At 63.8% G+C, this 15,341-nt stretch carries 13 protein-coding genes; 5 read left to right on the forward strand and 8 right to left on the reverse strand.

Going from position 1 to position 15,341, the window contains the following annotated elements; all coding sequences use genetic code 11:
• Nucleotides 1–67 precede the first annotated feature (67 nt).
• From ACLBKR_RS14145 to ACLBKR_RS14160, 4 genes are read right to left on the reverse strand one after another with little or no spacing between them, the layout of a single operon-like run.
• A complete protein-coding gene (locus ACLBKR_RS14145) occupies nt 68–1,183 on the reverse strand; it encodes an ABC transporter permease (RefSeq protein ID WP_113487208.1) in 1,116 nt (371 codons plus the stop codon).
• A 5-nt stretch (nt 1,184–1,188) separates the two neighbouring features.
• The gene (locus tag ACLBKR_RS14150; protein WP_113487118.1) at nt 1,189–2,340 is read right to left on the reverse strand and encodes an ABC transporter permease; all 1,152 of its coding nucleotides are present in this window, start codon (nt 2,338–2,340) and stop codon (nt 1,189–1,191) included.
• Nucleotides 2,337–4,109: an ATP-binding cassette domain-containing protein gene (locus tag ACLBKR_RS14155; protein WP_113487120.1), complete on the reverse strand. Its 1,773-nt coding sequence runs from the start codon at nt 4,107–4,109 to the stop codon at nt 2,337–2,339. The genes ACLBKR_RS14150 and ACLBKR_RS14155 overlap by 4 nt, the downstream gene beginning before the upstream one ends.
• Nucleotides 4,106–5,113 carry an efflux RND transporter periplasmic adaptor subunit gene (locus ACLBKR_RS14160; RefSeq protein WP_113447710.1) on the reverse strand — a complete coding sequence of 336 codons (1,008 nt, stop codon included), beginning with the start codon at nt 5,111–5,113 and terminating at the stop codon, nt 4,106–4,108. Before ACLBKR_RS14160 ends, ACLBKR_RS14155 begins: the two co-directional genes overlap by 4 nt.
• A 116-nt stretch (nt 5,114–5,229) precedes the next feature.
• Here ACLBKR_RS14160 and ACLBKR_RS14165 point away from each other — a divergent pair, with 116 nt between their 5' ends.
• From ACLBKR_RS14165 to ACLBKR_RS14185, 5 genes are all read left to right on the forward strand, one after another.
• Nucleotides 5,230–5,904 (forward strand): CerR family C-terminal domain-containing protein, encoded by a 675-nt coding sequence (locus ACLBKR_RS14165; protein WP_162757663.1) that lies wholly within the window; start codon nt 5,230–5,232, stop codon nt 5,902–5,904.
• Nucleotides 5,905–6,058: 154 nt separating this feature from the next.
• Complete coding sequence (locus tag ACLBKR_RS14170) at nt 6,059–7,873, forward strand: PHA/PHB synthase family protein (RefSeq protein ID WP_414899444.1); 1,815 nt, start codon at nt 6,059–6,061, stop codon at nt 7,871–7,873.
• A 7-nt stretch (nt 7,874–7,880) separates the two neighbouring features.
• Complete coding sequence (locus tag ACLBKR_RS14175) at nt 7,881–9,287, forward strand: bifunctional enoyl-CoA hydratase/phosphate acetyltransferase (RefSeq protein WP_414899445.1); 1,407 nt, start codon at nt 7,881–7,883, stop codon at nt 9,285–9,287.
• Nucleotides 9,284–10,456: an acetate/propionate family kinase gene (locus tag ACLBKR_RS14180; protein WP_414899446.1), complete on the forward strand. Its 1,173-nt coding sequence runs from the start codon at nt 9,284–9,286 to the stop codon at nt 10,454–10,456. The genes ACLBKR_RS14175 and ACLBKR_RS14180 overlap by 4 nt, the downstream gene beginning before the upstream one ends.
• 107 nt (nt 10,457–10,563) lie before the next feature.
• The gene (locus ACLBKR_RS14185; protein WP_414901796.1) at nt 10,564–11,742 is read left to right on the forward strand and encodes an alpha-D-ribose 1-methylphosphonate 5-triphosphate diphosphatase; all 1,179 of its coding nucleotides are present in this window, start codon (nt 10,564–10,566) and stop codon (nt 11,740–11,742) included.
• A gap of 14 nt (nt 11,743–11,756) precedes the next feature.
• Here the strand turns inward: ACLBKR_RS14185 and ACLBKR_RS14190 are convergent, their stop codons facing one another.
• From ACLBKR_RS14190 to ACLBKR_RS14205, 4 genes are read right to left on the reverse strand one after another with little or no spacing between them, the layout of a single operon-like run.
• Complete coding sequence (locus ACLBKR_RS14190; RefSeq protein WP_414899447.1) at nt 11,757–12,515, reverse strand: ABC transporter ATP-binding protein; 759 nt, start codon at nt 12,513–12,515, stop codon at nt 11,757–11,759.
• The gene (locus tag ACLBKR_RS14195) at nt 12,512–13,345 is read right to left on the reverse strand and encodes an ABC transporter ATP-binding protein (RefSeq protein ID WP_112829313.1); all 834 of its coding nucleotides are present in this window, start codon (nt 13,343–13,345) and stop codon (nt 12,512–12,514) included. The genes ACLBKR_RS14190 and ACLBKR_RS14195 overlap by 4 nt, the downstream gene beginning before the upstream one ends.
• Nucleotides 13,342–14,274 (reverse strand): ABC transporter permease, encoded by a 933-nt coding sequence (locus tag ACLBKR_RS14200; RefSeq protein ID WP_112829312.1) that lies wholly within the window; start codon nt 14,272–14,274, stop codon nt 13,342–13,344. The genes ACLBKR_RS14195 and ACLBKR_RS14200 overlap by 4 nt, the downstream gene beginning before the upstream one ends.
• On the reverse strand, nt 14,271–15,338 hold the full coding sequence (locus ACLBKR_RS14205; protein ID WP_113340821.1) for an ABC transporter permease: 1,068 nt from the start codon (nt 15,336–15,338) through the stop codon (nt 14,271–14,273). The genes ACLBKR_RS14200 and ACLBKR_RS14205 overlap by 4 nt, the downstream gene beginning before the upstream one ends.
• Between the last annotated feature and the right edge of the window lie 3 nt (nt 15,339–15,341).

Consider the following 15,341-nt stretch of genomic DNA (forward strand, 5'->3'; position numbering starts at 1 on the left):
GGTTTCCCCCCCTCTGCCACCATCTTGCAGTGTCCCCGTGCAGCGGATACACGGCAAAAGCCTGCCGTCAAAGCCTGTGCCGGAACAGCCATGCGGACACTGGCTGCGTGACTGAGGCGATGGCGGCGAGCGCCAGCAGTTCATATTTCACCTCCGCCAGCCCGGCCCCCTGCAGATAGACTTGGTGCACAATGCTGATTGCATAACGCAGCGGGTTGATGAGCGTCAGATATTGCAGGACATCCGGCATGTTTTCGATCGGCGTCGTCATGCCCGAGAGCAGCGAGAACGGCATGATGGTGACGAAGGACGAGATCATCGCCTGCTGCATGGTGAGCGCGAGAGCCGACAGGAAGAGGCCGATGCCAACCACAGCCGTCAGGAACAGCACGAGCCCCATATAAAGCAGGAAATAACTGCCTTCGAAGGGAATGCGGAACCAGAACTGCGCCACGAGAAGGATGATTGTCGACTGCAGCAGGCCGACCATCATCGACGGGATCGCTTTGCCGATCATCACCTCGCCCGGCCGGAAAGGCGTCACCAGCAGCTGCTCGAACGTGCCCTCCTCGCGCTCGCGCGCCACCGACAGTGATGTCAGCACCATGGTCATCGTCATGGTAATCATCGCGACCATCGAGGTAATCATGTTCCAGCGCGTCTCCAGATTCGGGTTGAACCACGCGCGGGTCGAAAGCTTCACCTGCCCCGGCGCGGAAATGCCACGCTCCTCGCGCCAGTCTTCCGCGAACCTCTGCGCGATCTGCGAGACATAGCCTTGCGCCGTGCCGGCCGTATTCGAATTGCGCCCGTCGGCAATCGCCTGGACCGACGCCGTTTCGCCGGCGTTGAGCTTCCGCTCGAAACCATCCTCGACCACCACAACCACCAGCGCCCGCCGCGCATCGATCTGCGGCGCGATATCGGTGTCGTTGTTGAGTGTCGCCACCCTGCGGAAGACGCCGGAACCGTCGAAATGGGCGATCAGTTCGCGCGATGCGCCGCTGCGATCGAGATCGAGCACCGCATAGGGCACATCGTTCAGGTCATAGGTCGCGGCATAGCCGAAGATCAGGCTCTGCAACAACGGCGGCACCACCAGCAGGAACCGCGCCCGCGGGTCCTTGAGCATGGCGAGCAGTTCCTTGCGGATCAGGGCGAGGATGCGAAATAGCGTATCCATGCCGTTCACCTCAGGCTCTTCTGCGTCGAACGGACCGCAATCGTCATCAGAGCCAAGGCCATGCCGGCGAGCACCGCCGCATTCGGCAGCACGACGCTCCAGACATTGCCGGCCAGGAAAAGCGTCTGGAGCACGGAGACGAAATAACGCGCCGGAAAAATGTAGGAAATCAGCCGCACCGCGTCCGGCATGCTGCGAATATCGAAAATGAAGCCCGACAGGATCAAAGCCGGCAGGAAGGAGACGATCAACGTGATCTGGCTGGAGACGAACTGGTTGCGCGTCACCGAGGAGATCACCAGCCCCATGCCGAGCGCGACCATGAGATAGAGCGAGGAGACGAAAATGAGCAGCGGCAGCGAGCCGCGCATCGGCACGTCGAACAGCACCTGACTTCCGGCAATCGAAAGCCCGAGCCCGAGCATGCCGAGCACGAAATAGGGAACCGTCTTGCCGAGCAGGATCTCGACGGGCCGGACCGGCGTGACGAACAGCGCCTCGAACGTGCCGCGCTCCCATTCCCGCGCCACCACGAGGGAGGTCAGAAGCGCGCCGATCAGCGTCATCACCAGCACGATCAGGCCGGGCACGAGGAAATGCTGGCTGTTGTTGGCGGCGTTGAACCACAGGCGGCTTTCGACGACGACCTGCGGCACGCCGACTGCAAGACGGCCATCCGCCTGATGCCGCGCCGCCCAGCTTCCGACCGCCCCTTGCGCATAGGAAAGCACGATGCGGGCGGTGTTGGCGTCTGTTCCGTTGACCACCACCTGAACCTCGGCCTTGCCGAGCGCCAGATCGCGGGCAAAATCGGCCGGGATACGCGCGATGCCGTCGATCTTCGCCGTCTTCAGCAATCGTTCGGCATCCACCATGGTCTTCACGTCGATGGTCGAGAAATATTCCGACAGGCTGAAACCGGCAGCAAGCTCGCGCGCCTCGTCGCTCGATTCCTCCATCACCACCGCAAGCGGCACCCGCTTGACGTCGAAGCTCAGGCCGTAGCCGAAGAGAATGAGCAACACCATCGGCATGACGATGCCGACGATGATGCTGCTCGGATCGCGCAGCACCTGATAGCTTTCCTTGCGGATCAGGGCCGCGATCCGCGCAAGGCTCGCAAGAGTTCCTCCAGTGCCGGACGTCGTGCCGCTCATGCCGCCTGCTCCCGTTTGTCGCCGTCGCGGCCGTTGCGCGCCGCCTCGATGATGGCAATGAAGGCGTCCTCCATGGTCGGCTCGCGTCCATCAACCGCCGGCGCATGCGCCCGGATTTCGGCCGGCGTTCCCTGCGCCAGATCCCGGCCGCCATCCATGATGACGATGCGGTCGCAGTATTCGGCCTCCTCCATGAAGTGGGTGGTGACGATGACGGTCACGCCCTGCTCCGACAGCGCCGAGATCCGCGCCCAGAATTCCCGCCGTGCCCTGGGGTCAGCGCCGCTGGTCGCTTCGTCGAGAAACAGGATATCGGGCTCGTGCAGCAGCGCGGCCGCCATCGCCAGCCGCTGCTTGTAACCGCCCGGCAACTGCCCGCTCGGCATGCCCGCGTGATCGGAAAGCTCGAATTCGGCCTTTGCCCACGCCACCCTTTCCCGCCGCAGCCTGCCGGAAAGGCCATAGGCGCGCGCAAAGAAGTCGAGGTTTTCATCGGCGTTGAGGCTGCCGTAGAGGGAAAACTTCTGCGCCACATAGCCAAGACGTCGACGGGCCTCCGCCCGCGCGGTGAAGAGATCGGCGCCCGCCACATTCAGCTTGCCGTCGCTCGCGGGAAGAAGGCCGCAGAGCATGCGGAACGTGGTGCTCTTACCCGCGCCGTTCGGCCCGAGCAGGCCGAAGATTTCACCACGCCGAACCGAGAAACTGACATTGTCGACGGCGGTGAAATCGCCGAACCGCCGCGTCAGGTGTTCGGCGGCAACCGTGACGTCGCCATCCTTGCCCGTACGCGGGGTGAAGGACACCTTCGCCTCTTTCCGCTCCCCGGCAACTTCCGAGAAGATCGCCATGAACCCGTCTTCGAAACGCGGCGCGACGGCTGTGGCCTCCAGAGGTTCGCCTGAAAGACGCGGCACCGGCCTCTCCGGCTTGTCCATGACGAGCCGCACTTGTCCGGCCTCCGGCACGGCATCGATGACATCTGCCTCGCGCGCAAGCGTCACCTGCAGGCTACGGGCATTCATGCCCGCGGGCGGCGCGACAAGATGAACCCGCCCCGTCGCCCTAGCGGTGATCTCGTCGGGCGTTCCCTGCGCCAGCATCGCGCCCTCATGCATGACGACGGCGCGGTCGCAGAACTGGGCCTCGTCGAGATAGGAGGTGGCGACGATCACCGACAGCCTGTCTTCACGCACCAGCTTGAGCACGATTTCCCAAAGCTCGCGGCGCGACAGGGGATCGACGCCGACGGTCGGCTCGTCCAGAAGCAGCAGGTCCGGGGCGCGCACCAGCGTGCAGGCAAGGCCGAGCTTCTGCTTCATGCCGCCGGAGAGCTTTCCCGCCGGTCTCTCGGTAAAGCGGCCGAGCGCGGTCATTTCCATCAATCGCGCATAGATATCCTTGCGGGCCGCCCGCTCGACGCCATGGAGATCGGCATAAAGATCGAGGTTCTCCTGAACGGTCAGGTCTTCATAGAGACCGAATTTCTGCGGCATGTAGCCGATGCGGTTCTGCACGACCTGAGGATCGTCGGCGACCGGCCGGCCGAAGACATCGAGCCGCCCGCTATCGGCCGGCATCAGGCCGGCCACCAGACGGATCAGCGTCGTCTTGCCGGCACCGTCAGGCCCGACCAGCGCCGTCAGCGTTCCCTCTTCGACCGCAAACGAGATCCCGGCAAGCGCCTGGGTCACCTTGCCGGCCTTGTGGCGGAAGGCTTTGCGAAGATCCTCGACGAGAACGAGGCTCGCCCGGCCGTCGTTCGTCATGATCCCGCCCCCTCGACCGGTTTGCCGTCACCACCCGGGAAAGTCACGGTCGCCGGCATGCCGAGCCGGAGCTGGTCGTGGGGATCTTCGACATGCACCCGCACTTCATAGACGAGGCTGGAACGCAGTTCCTCGGTCTGCACCGTCTTCGGCGTGAATTCGGCGACCGGCGAGATGAAGCCGACCCGCCCGACAAAGGTCTTGTCGGGCGCACTGTCGACGGAGACTTGCGCCGCCATGCCCTCGCGGATCAGGCCGAGTTCACTCTCCGAGACATAGGCCCGGACCCGCTTGTCGCCGGTCATCGCAAGCGACAGCACCGCACGACTGGGCGTCGCGATCTCGCCCGGCTCCATCAGCTTAGAGCGGATGACGCCATCCGCCGACGCCTTGAGTTCCATGTCGGCCAGTTGCTCCTTCAGAACCGCAAGCTGCGCCCTGGCGCCGTCGAGCTGCGCCTCCGCCTGGGCGATCTTCTCCGCGCGCGGGCCGGCGAGAACCAGATCGAGCGTCCGGCGGCTGACGATCACTTTCGCAGCCGAAATTTCGGAAGCCGCCTTCGCCTCGTCGAGCGACTGCTGGCTCGCCGTGCTGGTGCTGACGAGCTGGCGAACGCGATCATATTGCTGCTTGAGATTGGCGGCATCGGTCTCCGAGGCGACCAGGTTCGCCCGCGCCTGGGCAATCTCCTCCGGACGGCTGCCGTTGCGCAGTTCGGCGACCACCGCCTCGTTATAGGCAATCGTCGCTTCGGCCTGCGCGATCTGCGGCTCGAGATTGCCGGTGTCCTGCCGGGCGAGCACCTGCCCGGCATGAACGGCAGATCCTTCGTCCACCAGGATTTCTGCGACACGACGGCTAGCATGGAAGGCAAGGTCGGCCTGATCGAACTCCACATTGCCATAGAGCGCAAAGCCCGCCGCAGCGCTCTGGCTTTCACGATAATACCAGGCAGCAGCTCCGGCCAAAGCAAGCAAAACCACTACAACAAGCGCTTTTCGCATCGTAAGTCTCCCGGTGCACCCCTTCAGCTAACGCCGTCTCGCGCCATAAGTCAAATTCAAATTTGAATTTTACTTTTTTGTCGCAATCCGCTAGCCTGCCAGGCATGAAGGAAAGCATGCACGAAACAGAAAAGCGGCGCAGACGCGACGACGGGATCACAACCCGCCGGCTGCTGCTCGACGAGGCCGCGAGGATATTCTCGGAAAAGGGCGTCGGCCGCACCACGAGCAAGGAGATCACGGCCGCGGCCGGTACGAACACGGCGGCGGTGAATTACTATTTCGGCAGTATCGGCAAGCTCTACGAGGAACTGCTCGTCGATGCCCATGATAGGCTGGTCAGCCTCGACAGGCTGACCGCGGTCGCGAGCCTCGACATTCCCCCGCAGCAGCGGCTGGCGCGCCTGATCGAGATGGTCTCCACCATTCTGCTCGCCTCTCCGGGAGAGACGGCGTCCATCCGGCTGCTGATGCGGGAGATCTTCTCTCCCTCCCCCGCCTTCGAGGTCCTGAGGCAGAGGGCCATCCTGCCAAAGAAACGGGTTGTGACCAACCTCGTTGCCGAAACGCTCGACCTGCCCCCCGAACATCCCGCCGTGGCCTCGGCCACCATCGCCTGCATCGGTCCCTTCCTGATGCTGCTGATCGGCGAAAAGACCGTCATTCCCACGCTCTTTCCCAATCTCGGCCTTTCGCGGGACGAACTGCCGCAATTGACCCGCAGTATCACCACCTTCATGCTGGGTGGACTGAAGGCGCTAGCAGATGAGACGCATACTACGTCTGGTTGACCGTCATTTGCGTGGGTGACTATAGTGCCGGCAGCGGCGCATGGTCGGCCGCGTCGCGGAATGCGGGTGTTTCGGCTTCGCGAATTCGTCATGAAGACGTTCTATCGCTTCATGACATGGAGTGAGTTGCCTCCTGTCGGAAGAGAGGAAAAGCATGTCGACTGCCAGCATGATCCGGGCCGGAGACCCGTCCCTTTCCAATTTCGAAACGGCCATCGCGGCCTTCGGACCCGATGAAGGCTCCGAGGCGGAAGCCTTCGAGGCCCTGACCCGCATGAACGAGGCGATGATCGCGCCCCTGACCGGCGGCCTTTCGCCGGCGGCGATTTCGCTTGCGATCTATGACTGGGCGATCCATCTCGGCATGGCTCCGGGCAAGCGCCTCGAACTCGTTCAGAAGGCACTCCGCAAGAGCAACCGTCTGCTGACGCATCTCGCGGCAACGGCGGTCGATCCGAAAACACCGCCCTGCATAGAACCGCTGCCGGGCGACGATCGCTTCACGGCGGAAGAGTGGCGGCATTTCCCCTATAACGCCATGGCCCAGTGCTTCCTGTTGAACCAGCAATGGTGGCACAATGTCACCACTGACGTTCCCGGCGTCACGCCCCATCATGAGGACGTGATCTCCTTTGCCACTCGCCAGATCCTCGACATCTTCTCGCCCTCGAACTTTGCGCTGACCAACCCCGTTGTCATGAAACGCGCGTTTGAGACCGGCGGCATGAACTTCTTCGACGGCTTCAAGAACTTCATCGAGGACGCCAATCGCGAACTGACGAAACAGCCGGTTGCCGGCACCGAGGATTTCGTGCCCGGCGAAACGGTCGCGACAACACCCGGCCGCGTTGTCTATCGCAACCGCCTGATTGAACTGATCCAGTATTCGCCTGTGACGGATGCGGTCCATGCCGAGCCCGTCCTGATCGTGCCGGCCTGGATCATGAAATATTACATTCTCGATCTGTCGCCGCAGAACTCGTTGGTCCGTTACCTTGTCGAGCAGGGCCACACCGTCTTCTGCATTTCCTGGCACAACCCGACCGCTGCCGACCGAGAACTCGGCATGGACGATTATCGCCGCCTCGGCGTGATGGCCGCGCTCGATGCGATCAACGCCATCGTGCCGGAGCGAAAGGTGCATGCGACCGGCTATTGCCTCGGCGGAACCCTGCTTTCGATTGCCGCTGCCGCCATGGCGCGCGCAAAGGACGACCGGCTCGCCTCCGTCACGCTGTTTGCCGCGCAGACTGATTTTTCCGAACCGGGAGAACTGGCGCTTTTCATCGACCACAGCCAGTTGCATTTTCTCGAAAGCGTGATGTGGAACCGGGGCTTCCTCTCCGCCGACCAGATGGCCGGCGCCTTCCAGCTCCTGCGCTCCAACGACCTGATCTGGTCGCGCGTGGTGCGCGACTACATGATGGGTGAGCGCACCCCCATGATCGACCTCATGGCGTGGAATGCGGACACGACCCGCATGCCATTCCGCATGCATGCGGAATATCTGCAGCGCCTCTATCTCGACAACGAACTCGCAGCCGGCCGCTTCATGGTCGACGACCATCCGGCGGCATTGCAGAACATCCGCGTTCCCGTCTTTGCCGTCGGCACCGAACGCGACCATGTCGCACCGTGGAAATCCGTCTACAAGATCCACTACCTGACCGACACCGACGTCACCTTCGTGCTGACCAGCGGCGGCCACAATGCCGGCATCGTCAGCGAACCGGGCCATCCGCACCGGCACTATCGCATCACCACCAAGCTTGCCTCCGACCCTTGCGTCAGCGCCGAGGAATGGGCGGCCGATACCCCCGTGCAGGAAGGCTCCTGGTGGACGAAATGGTCGCAATGGCTTGCCGGACATTCCACGCCGGAAAAGGTGGCCCCGCCGCCGATGGGATCGAGCGAAAACGGCTATAGCGCCAAGGAGGCGGCTCCCGGAACCTATGTCCACCAGAAGTGAGACCGAGATGCACCAGACCCTCCTGACGAACCGGATCTTCGAGGAGATCGAGATCGGCGACAGCGCCAGCCTTGAACGCACCATCGGACGCGACGACATCGACCTCTTCGCCAGCGTCTCCGGTGATTACAACCCGGCGCATGTCGATCCCGAATTCGCCGCCAAGGATTTCTTCGGCCACATCGTCGCCCACGGCATGTGGACGGCGGCCCTCGTCTCCGCCGTTCTCGGCACCAGACTGCCCGGCCCCGGCACCATCTATCTCGGGCAGGACCTGCACTTCCGCAAACCGGTCTCCCCGGGAGACACCATCACCGCAAAGGTAACGGTCAAGGAAAAGCGGCCCGACAAGAACATCGTCCTGCTCGACACCCGCTGCACCAACCAGCATGGCGAAGAAGTCCTGCTCGGCACAGCCACCGTCATCGCCCCGTCGGAACGCATCGCCTGGCCGCAAAGCGCGCCCACCGCCATCGCCGTGCAGCGGCACAACCGTTTCGATCCGATCGTTGAAGAGGCCCGCGCCCTTCCTCTTGCGAAAACGGCCTTCGTTCACCCCTGCTCGCCGGAATCCATTCAGGCCGCCGTCGAGATGCGTGAAGAAGGTCTGCTGGACCCCATTCTTATCGGCCCCGAAGCAAAGATCCGCGCTGCGGCGGAAAAGGCTGGCCTTTCTCTCAACGGCTTCGAGATCATATCCGTCGAGCACAGCCACGCTGCCGCTGCCAAGGGCGCGGAACTGGCCGCCACCTGCAAGGTATCGACCCTGATGAAGGGCAGCCTCCACTCGGACGAACTGCTGGGCGCCGTCGTCGCGGCCGGCTCGGGTCTCAGGACCGACCGGCGCATCAGCCATGTCTACATGATGGACGTGCCCGCCTACTCCAAGCTTCTGGCCGTCACCGACGCCGCGATCAACATCGCCCCCTCGCTCGAGCAGAAGCGCGACATCTGCCAGAACGCCGTCGACCTCATGCATATGCTCGGCCTCGTCGAACCCAAGGTCGCCGTTCTCGCCGCCGTCGAAACGGTCAACGACAAGATGCAGGCGACGCTCGATGCGGCCGCGCTCACCGTCATGTCGTCGCGCGGGCAGATCACCGGCGCAAAGGTCGACGGACCGCTTGCCTTCGACAATGCCATCAATCTCGACGCCGCCCGCACCAAGGGGATCGTTTCGCCGGTCGCCGGGCAGGCCGACATCCTGCTGGTGCCCGACCTCGAAGCCGGCAACATGCTCGCCAAGCAGCTGATCTATTTCGCCGGCGCCGATGCGGCAGGCATCGTGCTCGGCGCGCGCGTGCCCATCGTCCTGACAAGCCGCGCCGACAGCGTGAAGGCCCGCATCGCCTCCGCCGCCCTCGCTAAACTGGTCGCCGCACGGCGCGCCCAGTTCGGACGAGCCCCCCTATGAACGAACAGCTCCTGCTGACCTTCAATGCCGGTTCATCGACGGTGAAGATCGGCCTCTTCCGGCGCGAGGATGGCCACGCCCGCCGCATCGGCAAGGGCATGATCGATTTCCGCCACAAGCCGCTGACCTTCCATCTCGTCGAGGGCCCGGAAACCTTCGACGTCCCGCTGGAGGCCGAAGGCGGGGACGTGCTGCATGAGGTGCTCGACGAAACCTTCGGCTGGCTCGCCAATCACTTCGACCTGAATGCCGTGACTGCCGTCGGCCATCGCGTCGTCCACGGCGGCGATATCTTCCCCGGACCAGTGCCGATCGATGACGAGGTGATCGCGAAGATCGCCTCTCTGACGTCGCTCGCCCCCCTGCACCAGCCGCAGAACCTGCGGCTGATCGAGGCGATCCGGCATCTCAAGCCCCACTTGCCGCAAACGGCCTCCTTCGACACCGCTTTCCACCGCAGCCAGTCGCCAACTATCAGGCGCTTCGCCATTCCCCGTGGATTCCATGACAGGGGCATCAAGCGCTACGGCTTTCACGGCCTGTCCTACAAGTTCATCGCGAGCGCCTTGGCCAAAGCCCATCCGGAACACGCCGCGGGACGCATCGTGGTCGCTCATCTCGGCAGCGGCGCAAGCATCTGCGCCATCGAGGGTGGGCTGAGCCGTGACACTTCCATGGGCTTTTCCACCATCGACGGTATCCCCATGGCGACCCGCTCCGGCGCGCTCGATCCCGGCGTCATCTTCCACTGGATGGGAGAACTCGGCCTTTCCCGCGAAGAGGTCGAGGACATCGTCTACCACAAGTCCGGCCTTATCGGCCTTTCCGGCATCAGCGCCGACAGCCGGGTGCTGCTGGAAACCGATGCGGATGCCGCGCGGGAAGCCATCGACGTCTTCACCTTCCGCATAGCAGGCGAAATCGCGAGGCTGACCGCCACCATCGGCGGGCTCGACACGCTGGTCTTCACGGCCGGCATCGGCGAAAACCAGCCGCTCATCCGCCAGTCCGTCTGCGACCGCCTCGCCTTCCTCGGCGTCGAAATCGACGACGCTGCCAATGCCACGAATGCGGAAACGATCTCCTCGCCCTATTCCCCCGTCGCTGTCATGGTGATCGCCACCGACGAGGAACAGGTCATTGCCGACGAAGCCCTTTCGGTTCTTTGACATAGAAGCGTCACGCAGCACGGCTAAGGACGGGCGCGCGGTCGGGTTGGTGAGTCGCCCTTCCTTGCATGCCCCGTGATAAGAAACAGGAGAGATGAGCCGTGCTGATGGACATGACTTCCGACAACGGCGCTGCCGGCGAAACCTCCACCCTCGTTCTCACCAACGCCCGCATCGTGCTTGCCGATGAAATCCTCCATGGAACCGTGGTCGCGGAAAACGGCCGCATCGTCTCGGTCGATGTCGGACGGACCGCCACGGATGCCATCGACCTCGGCGGCGACTATCTTGTGCCGGGCCTTGTCGACATCCATACCGACCATTTCGAAAAGCACGTATATCCGCGCGCCCATGTTCGCTGGGATTTCATGCGCGCAGCCCTTGCCCATGACGCCCAGATCATCGGCGGCGGCGTCACCACCGTCTTCGACAGTCTTTGCGTCGGCGCCACGACCGACAATCCGGAACGCGCCCAGATCCTCGCCCCGATGATCGACGCGCTGGAACGGGCGCAGGCCGGCGGCATGCTGCGCTCGGAACACCTCATCCATCTCCGCTGCGAGATCACCGACCCGGAAACCCCGGCCCTTACGGCCGCCAATATCGACCGCCCCATCGTGCGCGTCGTCTCGGTGATGGAACATCTGCCGGGCATCCGCCAGAGCCGGGACCTCGACGCCTATGTCTCCCGCGCCGTCAAGTCGACCGGCGAAAGCCACGATCTGGTGCGCGAGAAGATCAAGGTGCTCCTCGCCGAGAAGAGCCATATCGGTGAGACGGTACGCCCGAAGGTGGTGGAACTCGCCCGCTCGCGCGGCCTGCCGCTGCTCAGCCACGACGACACCGATATCGAGCACGTCGATCTCGCTGCCGACGAAGGTGTCGCAATCTCCGAATTCCCCTGCACCATGGAAGCGGCCCGCGAAGCGCGCGCCCGTGCCATGCTGATCGTCGCCGGAGCCCCCAACATCCTGCGCGGCGGCTCGCAGTCCGGCAATATCGCGGTACGCGACCTGCTCAACGAGAAGCTGGTCGATATCCTCGCATCGGATTACGTGCCGCGTTCGCTGCTGGACGCCGCCTTCATGATCGCCGCCGACCCCGCCCTCGACTACGACCTGCCGGCAGCACTGCGCATGGTGACAAAGACGCCGGCGGAAGCAGCCGGCCTTGGCGACCGCGGCGAAATCGCCGCCGGCAGGCGCGCGGACCTGCTGCATGTCGGCCTGCATGACGGCCATCCCTTCCTGAAGGCGGTCTGGCGTCAGGGCGTGCGGGTCGCCTGAGGCGTCCCGCTAAACTAGGCTTCGTGACGGACAAAGCCTTCGCTCGCCACCATCAGCTTGCGGGTGTAATCGGTCGCGACATCGTGGCGGCGCAGTTGCTCGACGCTCAGCGTCTCCACCACCTTGCCGGACTTCATCACGGCGAGACGCTCGCACATATGGCTGATGACCGCGAGGTCGTGGCTGACCATGACGAAGGTCAGGCCGCGATCCCTGCGGGCCTGTTCCAGGAGGTTCAGGATTTCCGCCTGGATCGAGGCGTCGAGCGCCGACGTCGGTTCATCGAGCAGCAGGATCTTCGGCTCGAGGATCAGCGCACGCGCAATCGCGATCCGCTGTCGCTGGCCGCCCGAAAGCTGATGCGAGAAGCGGAAGCGGAAACCGGACCCCAACCCCACCTCGTCGAGCGCACGCTCGATGCGGACTTCCGTATCGGTGAACCCGTGGATCGCCAGCGGTTCGAGCAGCAGCCGGTCGACCGTCTGGCGCGGATGCAGGGAGCCGTAGGGGTCCTGGAACACCATCTGCACCGTGCGATAGAACTCATGATCCCGCCGCCAGCCGGAATAGGCCCGGCCATTGACTTCGAGGCTGCCGCTTTCGAAGCGGTTCAGCCCCGCGACGGCCCTGAGCAAAGTCGACTTGCCCGAACCGGATTCACCGACGATGCCGAAGGACTCGCCCACCGGAATTTCGAGGCTGACCGTATCGAGCGCCCGGAATTCGTCGAAGGTGACGACCATGTTGCGAATGGAAAGTGCCGATGCCGTCATAGCTTCCACTCCGCCTGACGCTCCAGAACCGGAAGCGGATGCCGGTCGCCCTCGATCTTCGGAAGACAGTTGAGAAGCCCTCTCGTATAGGGATGCTGCGCCTCGGAAAGCCGCGACGCCGCCAGTTCCTCCACCACCCTGCCGGCATACATGACCAGCACGCGGTCGCAGAAGGAGGAGACCAGCCTCAGGTCGTGCGAAATAAAGACCAGGCCCATGCCGCGTTCGACCACCAGCTTGTCGAGAATGGCCAGCACTTCGAGCTGCACGGTCACGTCGAGCGCGGAGGTTGGTTCGTCGGCAATCAGCAGTTCCGGACCGCAGACCAGCATCATGGCGATCATGATGCGCTGGCCCATGCCGCCCGAGACCTCGTGCGGATAAAGGTTGAACACGCGCTCCGGATCGCGGATCTGCACCGCTTCAAGCATGGCGAGAGCCCGCGCCTTCGCCTCGGAGCGGGAGACCTTCTCGTGCGTCTTCAGCGTCTCCATGATCTGCCGGCCGATCGGCATGACCGGGTTCAGGGAGTATTTCGGGTCCTGCAGGATCATCGCGATCTTCTTGCCGCGCAGCCTGCGCCGCTCGGACGCCTGCATTTTGAGAAGATCGGCCTCCCCGAAGGCGAGGCGGTCGGCGGTAATGTTCGCGTGCTTCGGCGTCAGGCCCATGATCGCCCGGCCGGTCTGCGACTTGCCGGAACCGGATTCGCCGACAATGCCCAGCCGCTCGCGGCCGAGCGTGAAGTTCACCCCGCGCACGGCCTCGACCATGCCGGTCCGGGTTGGAAAGCTGACCCGGAGATTCTCGACGGTAAGCAGTGGCGTCACTGTCCCGCCTCCTTCGGATCGAGCGCATCGCGCAGGCCGTCGCCGAGCAGGTTGAAACCGAGGCTGACGACGAGAATGGCAAAACCCGGCATGCCCGCGACCCACCACTGGTCGAGGATGAAGCGACGGCCGGAAGCGATCATCGCGCCCCATTCCGGCAGCGGCGGCTGCGCGCCGAGACCGAGGAAGCCGAGACCGGCCGCCGTCAGAATGATGCCGGCCATGTCGAGCGTCACGCGCACGATCAGCGATGAGATGCAGAGCGGCATGATGTGGAAGAACACGATGCGCATCGGCGACGCGCCCATCAGCCGAACCGCGGAGATATAATCCGAATTGCGGAAGGTCATCGTCTCGGCCCGCGCGATGCGGGCGTAAGGCGGCCATGAGGTGATCGCGATGGCAAGCACCGCGTTCTCGATGCCGGGACCGAGCGCAGCGACGAGCGCCAGCGCCAGAACGAGCTTCGGAAAGGCGAGGAAGATGTCGGTGGTCCGCATCAGCACGCCATCCACCCAGCCGCCGGCATAGCCGGAAACCGTCCCGACGATAAGGCCGATCGGCGCGGCGATGATGGCGACAAGCACGACGACGAAGAGCGTCAGCCGCGAGCCGTGGATGAGGCGCGAAAGGATATCGCGTCCCTGGTCGTCGGTTCCGAGCAGATAGCCTCCCGAACCCGGCGGCAGCAGCCGCGCGCCGCGGAGGTCCCCCTGGATCGGCGAATGCGGCGCCAGCACATCGGCGAAAACGGCGACGAGCAGCAGCGCGATGATGATGCCGAGACCGAGCACGGCCAGCCGGTTAGCCGAAAACTGCCGCCAGATCACATAGAGCCGGCCGAGCCGGGCCTGACGGCGCGATTGCGGCCGGTCGGACAGCAGCCATTGCCTGAGGGTCGGTTTTGCAGTCATGTCGTTTGCCGTCATCGGCTGCGGGTCCTCGGATCGAGAATGCGATAGAGAACGTCCGACAGGATGTTGATGGCGATGAAGACGGAACCGATGATGATCGTCCCGCCGAGCACGGCATTCATGTCGGCATTCTGCAGCGAATTGGTGATGTAAAGGCCAAGCCCCGGCCAGGAGAAGATCGTTTCCGTCAGCACCGAGCCTTCGAGAAGCCCGGCATAGGAAAGCGCGATCACGGTAATCAGCGGCACCGCCGCGTTTCTGAGCGCGTGGAACCAGATGATCCGGGTCTCGGAAAGTCCCTTGGCGCGGGCGGCGACGATATATTCCTGCGACAGCTCGTTCAGCATGAAGCTGCGCGTCATGCGGCTGATATAGGCGAGCGAAAAATAGCCGAGCAACGCGCCGGGGAGGATGATGTGGCGGAACACGTCCCGAAAGACGTCCCACTGCCTCTGCATGGCGGAATCCAGCAGGAAGAAGCCGGTCACGGGCGTAAACGAATACTCGTAGACGATGTCCACGCGGCCCGGATAGGCCACCCATTTGAGCTTGGCGTAAAAGAGCACCAGAGCCAGAAGACCGAGCCAGAAGATCGGCACGGAATAGCCGATCAGCCCGATGATCCGCACGATCTGGTCGGCGAAGCTGCCACGCTTGACGGCGGCGAGAACACCGAGCGGCACGCCGAAAAAGGCGCCGATCAGTGTGCCGACCGTGGCAAGCTCGATGGTTGCCGGAAAGACGCGGCGGATATCGGTCATCACCGGATTGGTGGTCAGCACCGACGTCCCGAAGTCACCCGTCAGCGCCTGACGAATGTAAATGACGAACTGCTCGTAGAGGGGAAGGTTGAGCCCGAGCTCTTCCCGCACCCGCTCGACGACATGAGCCGGAGCCCGGTCGCCGACAATCGCCAGCGCCGGATCGATCGGCACGACGCGGCCGATGAAGAAGGTCACGGCGAGCAGGCCGAGATAGGTCGTCACCACGGTCAGCAGAAACCGCAGCAACGAGAAGATGAGCGCCGAGGCGCGGGCGCCGGAGCGCCGCGCCTCGATCTTTGTTTCCATCAGGGCCAAGGG

Origin of the sequence: Paenirhizobium cremeum (genome assembly GCF_047553425.1) — a bacterium.
Lineage (GTDB): Bacteria > Pseudomonadota > Alphaproteobacteria > Rhizobiales > Rhizobiaceae > Allorhizobium > Allorhizobium cremeum.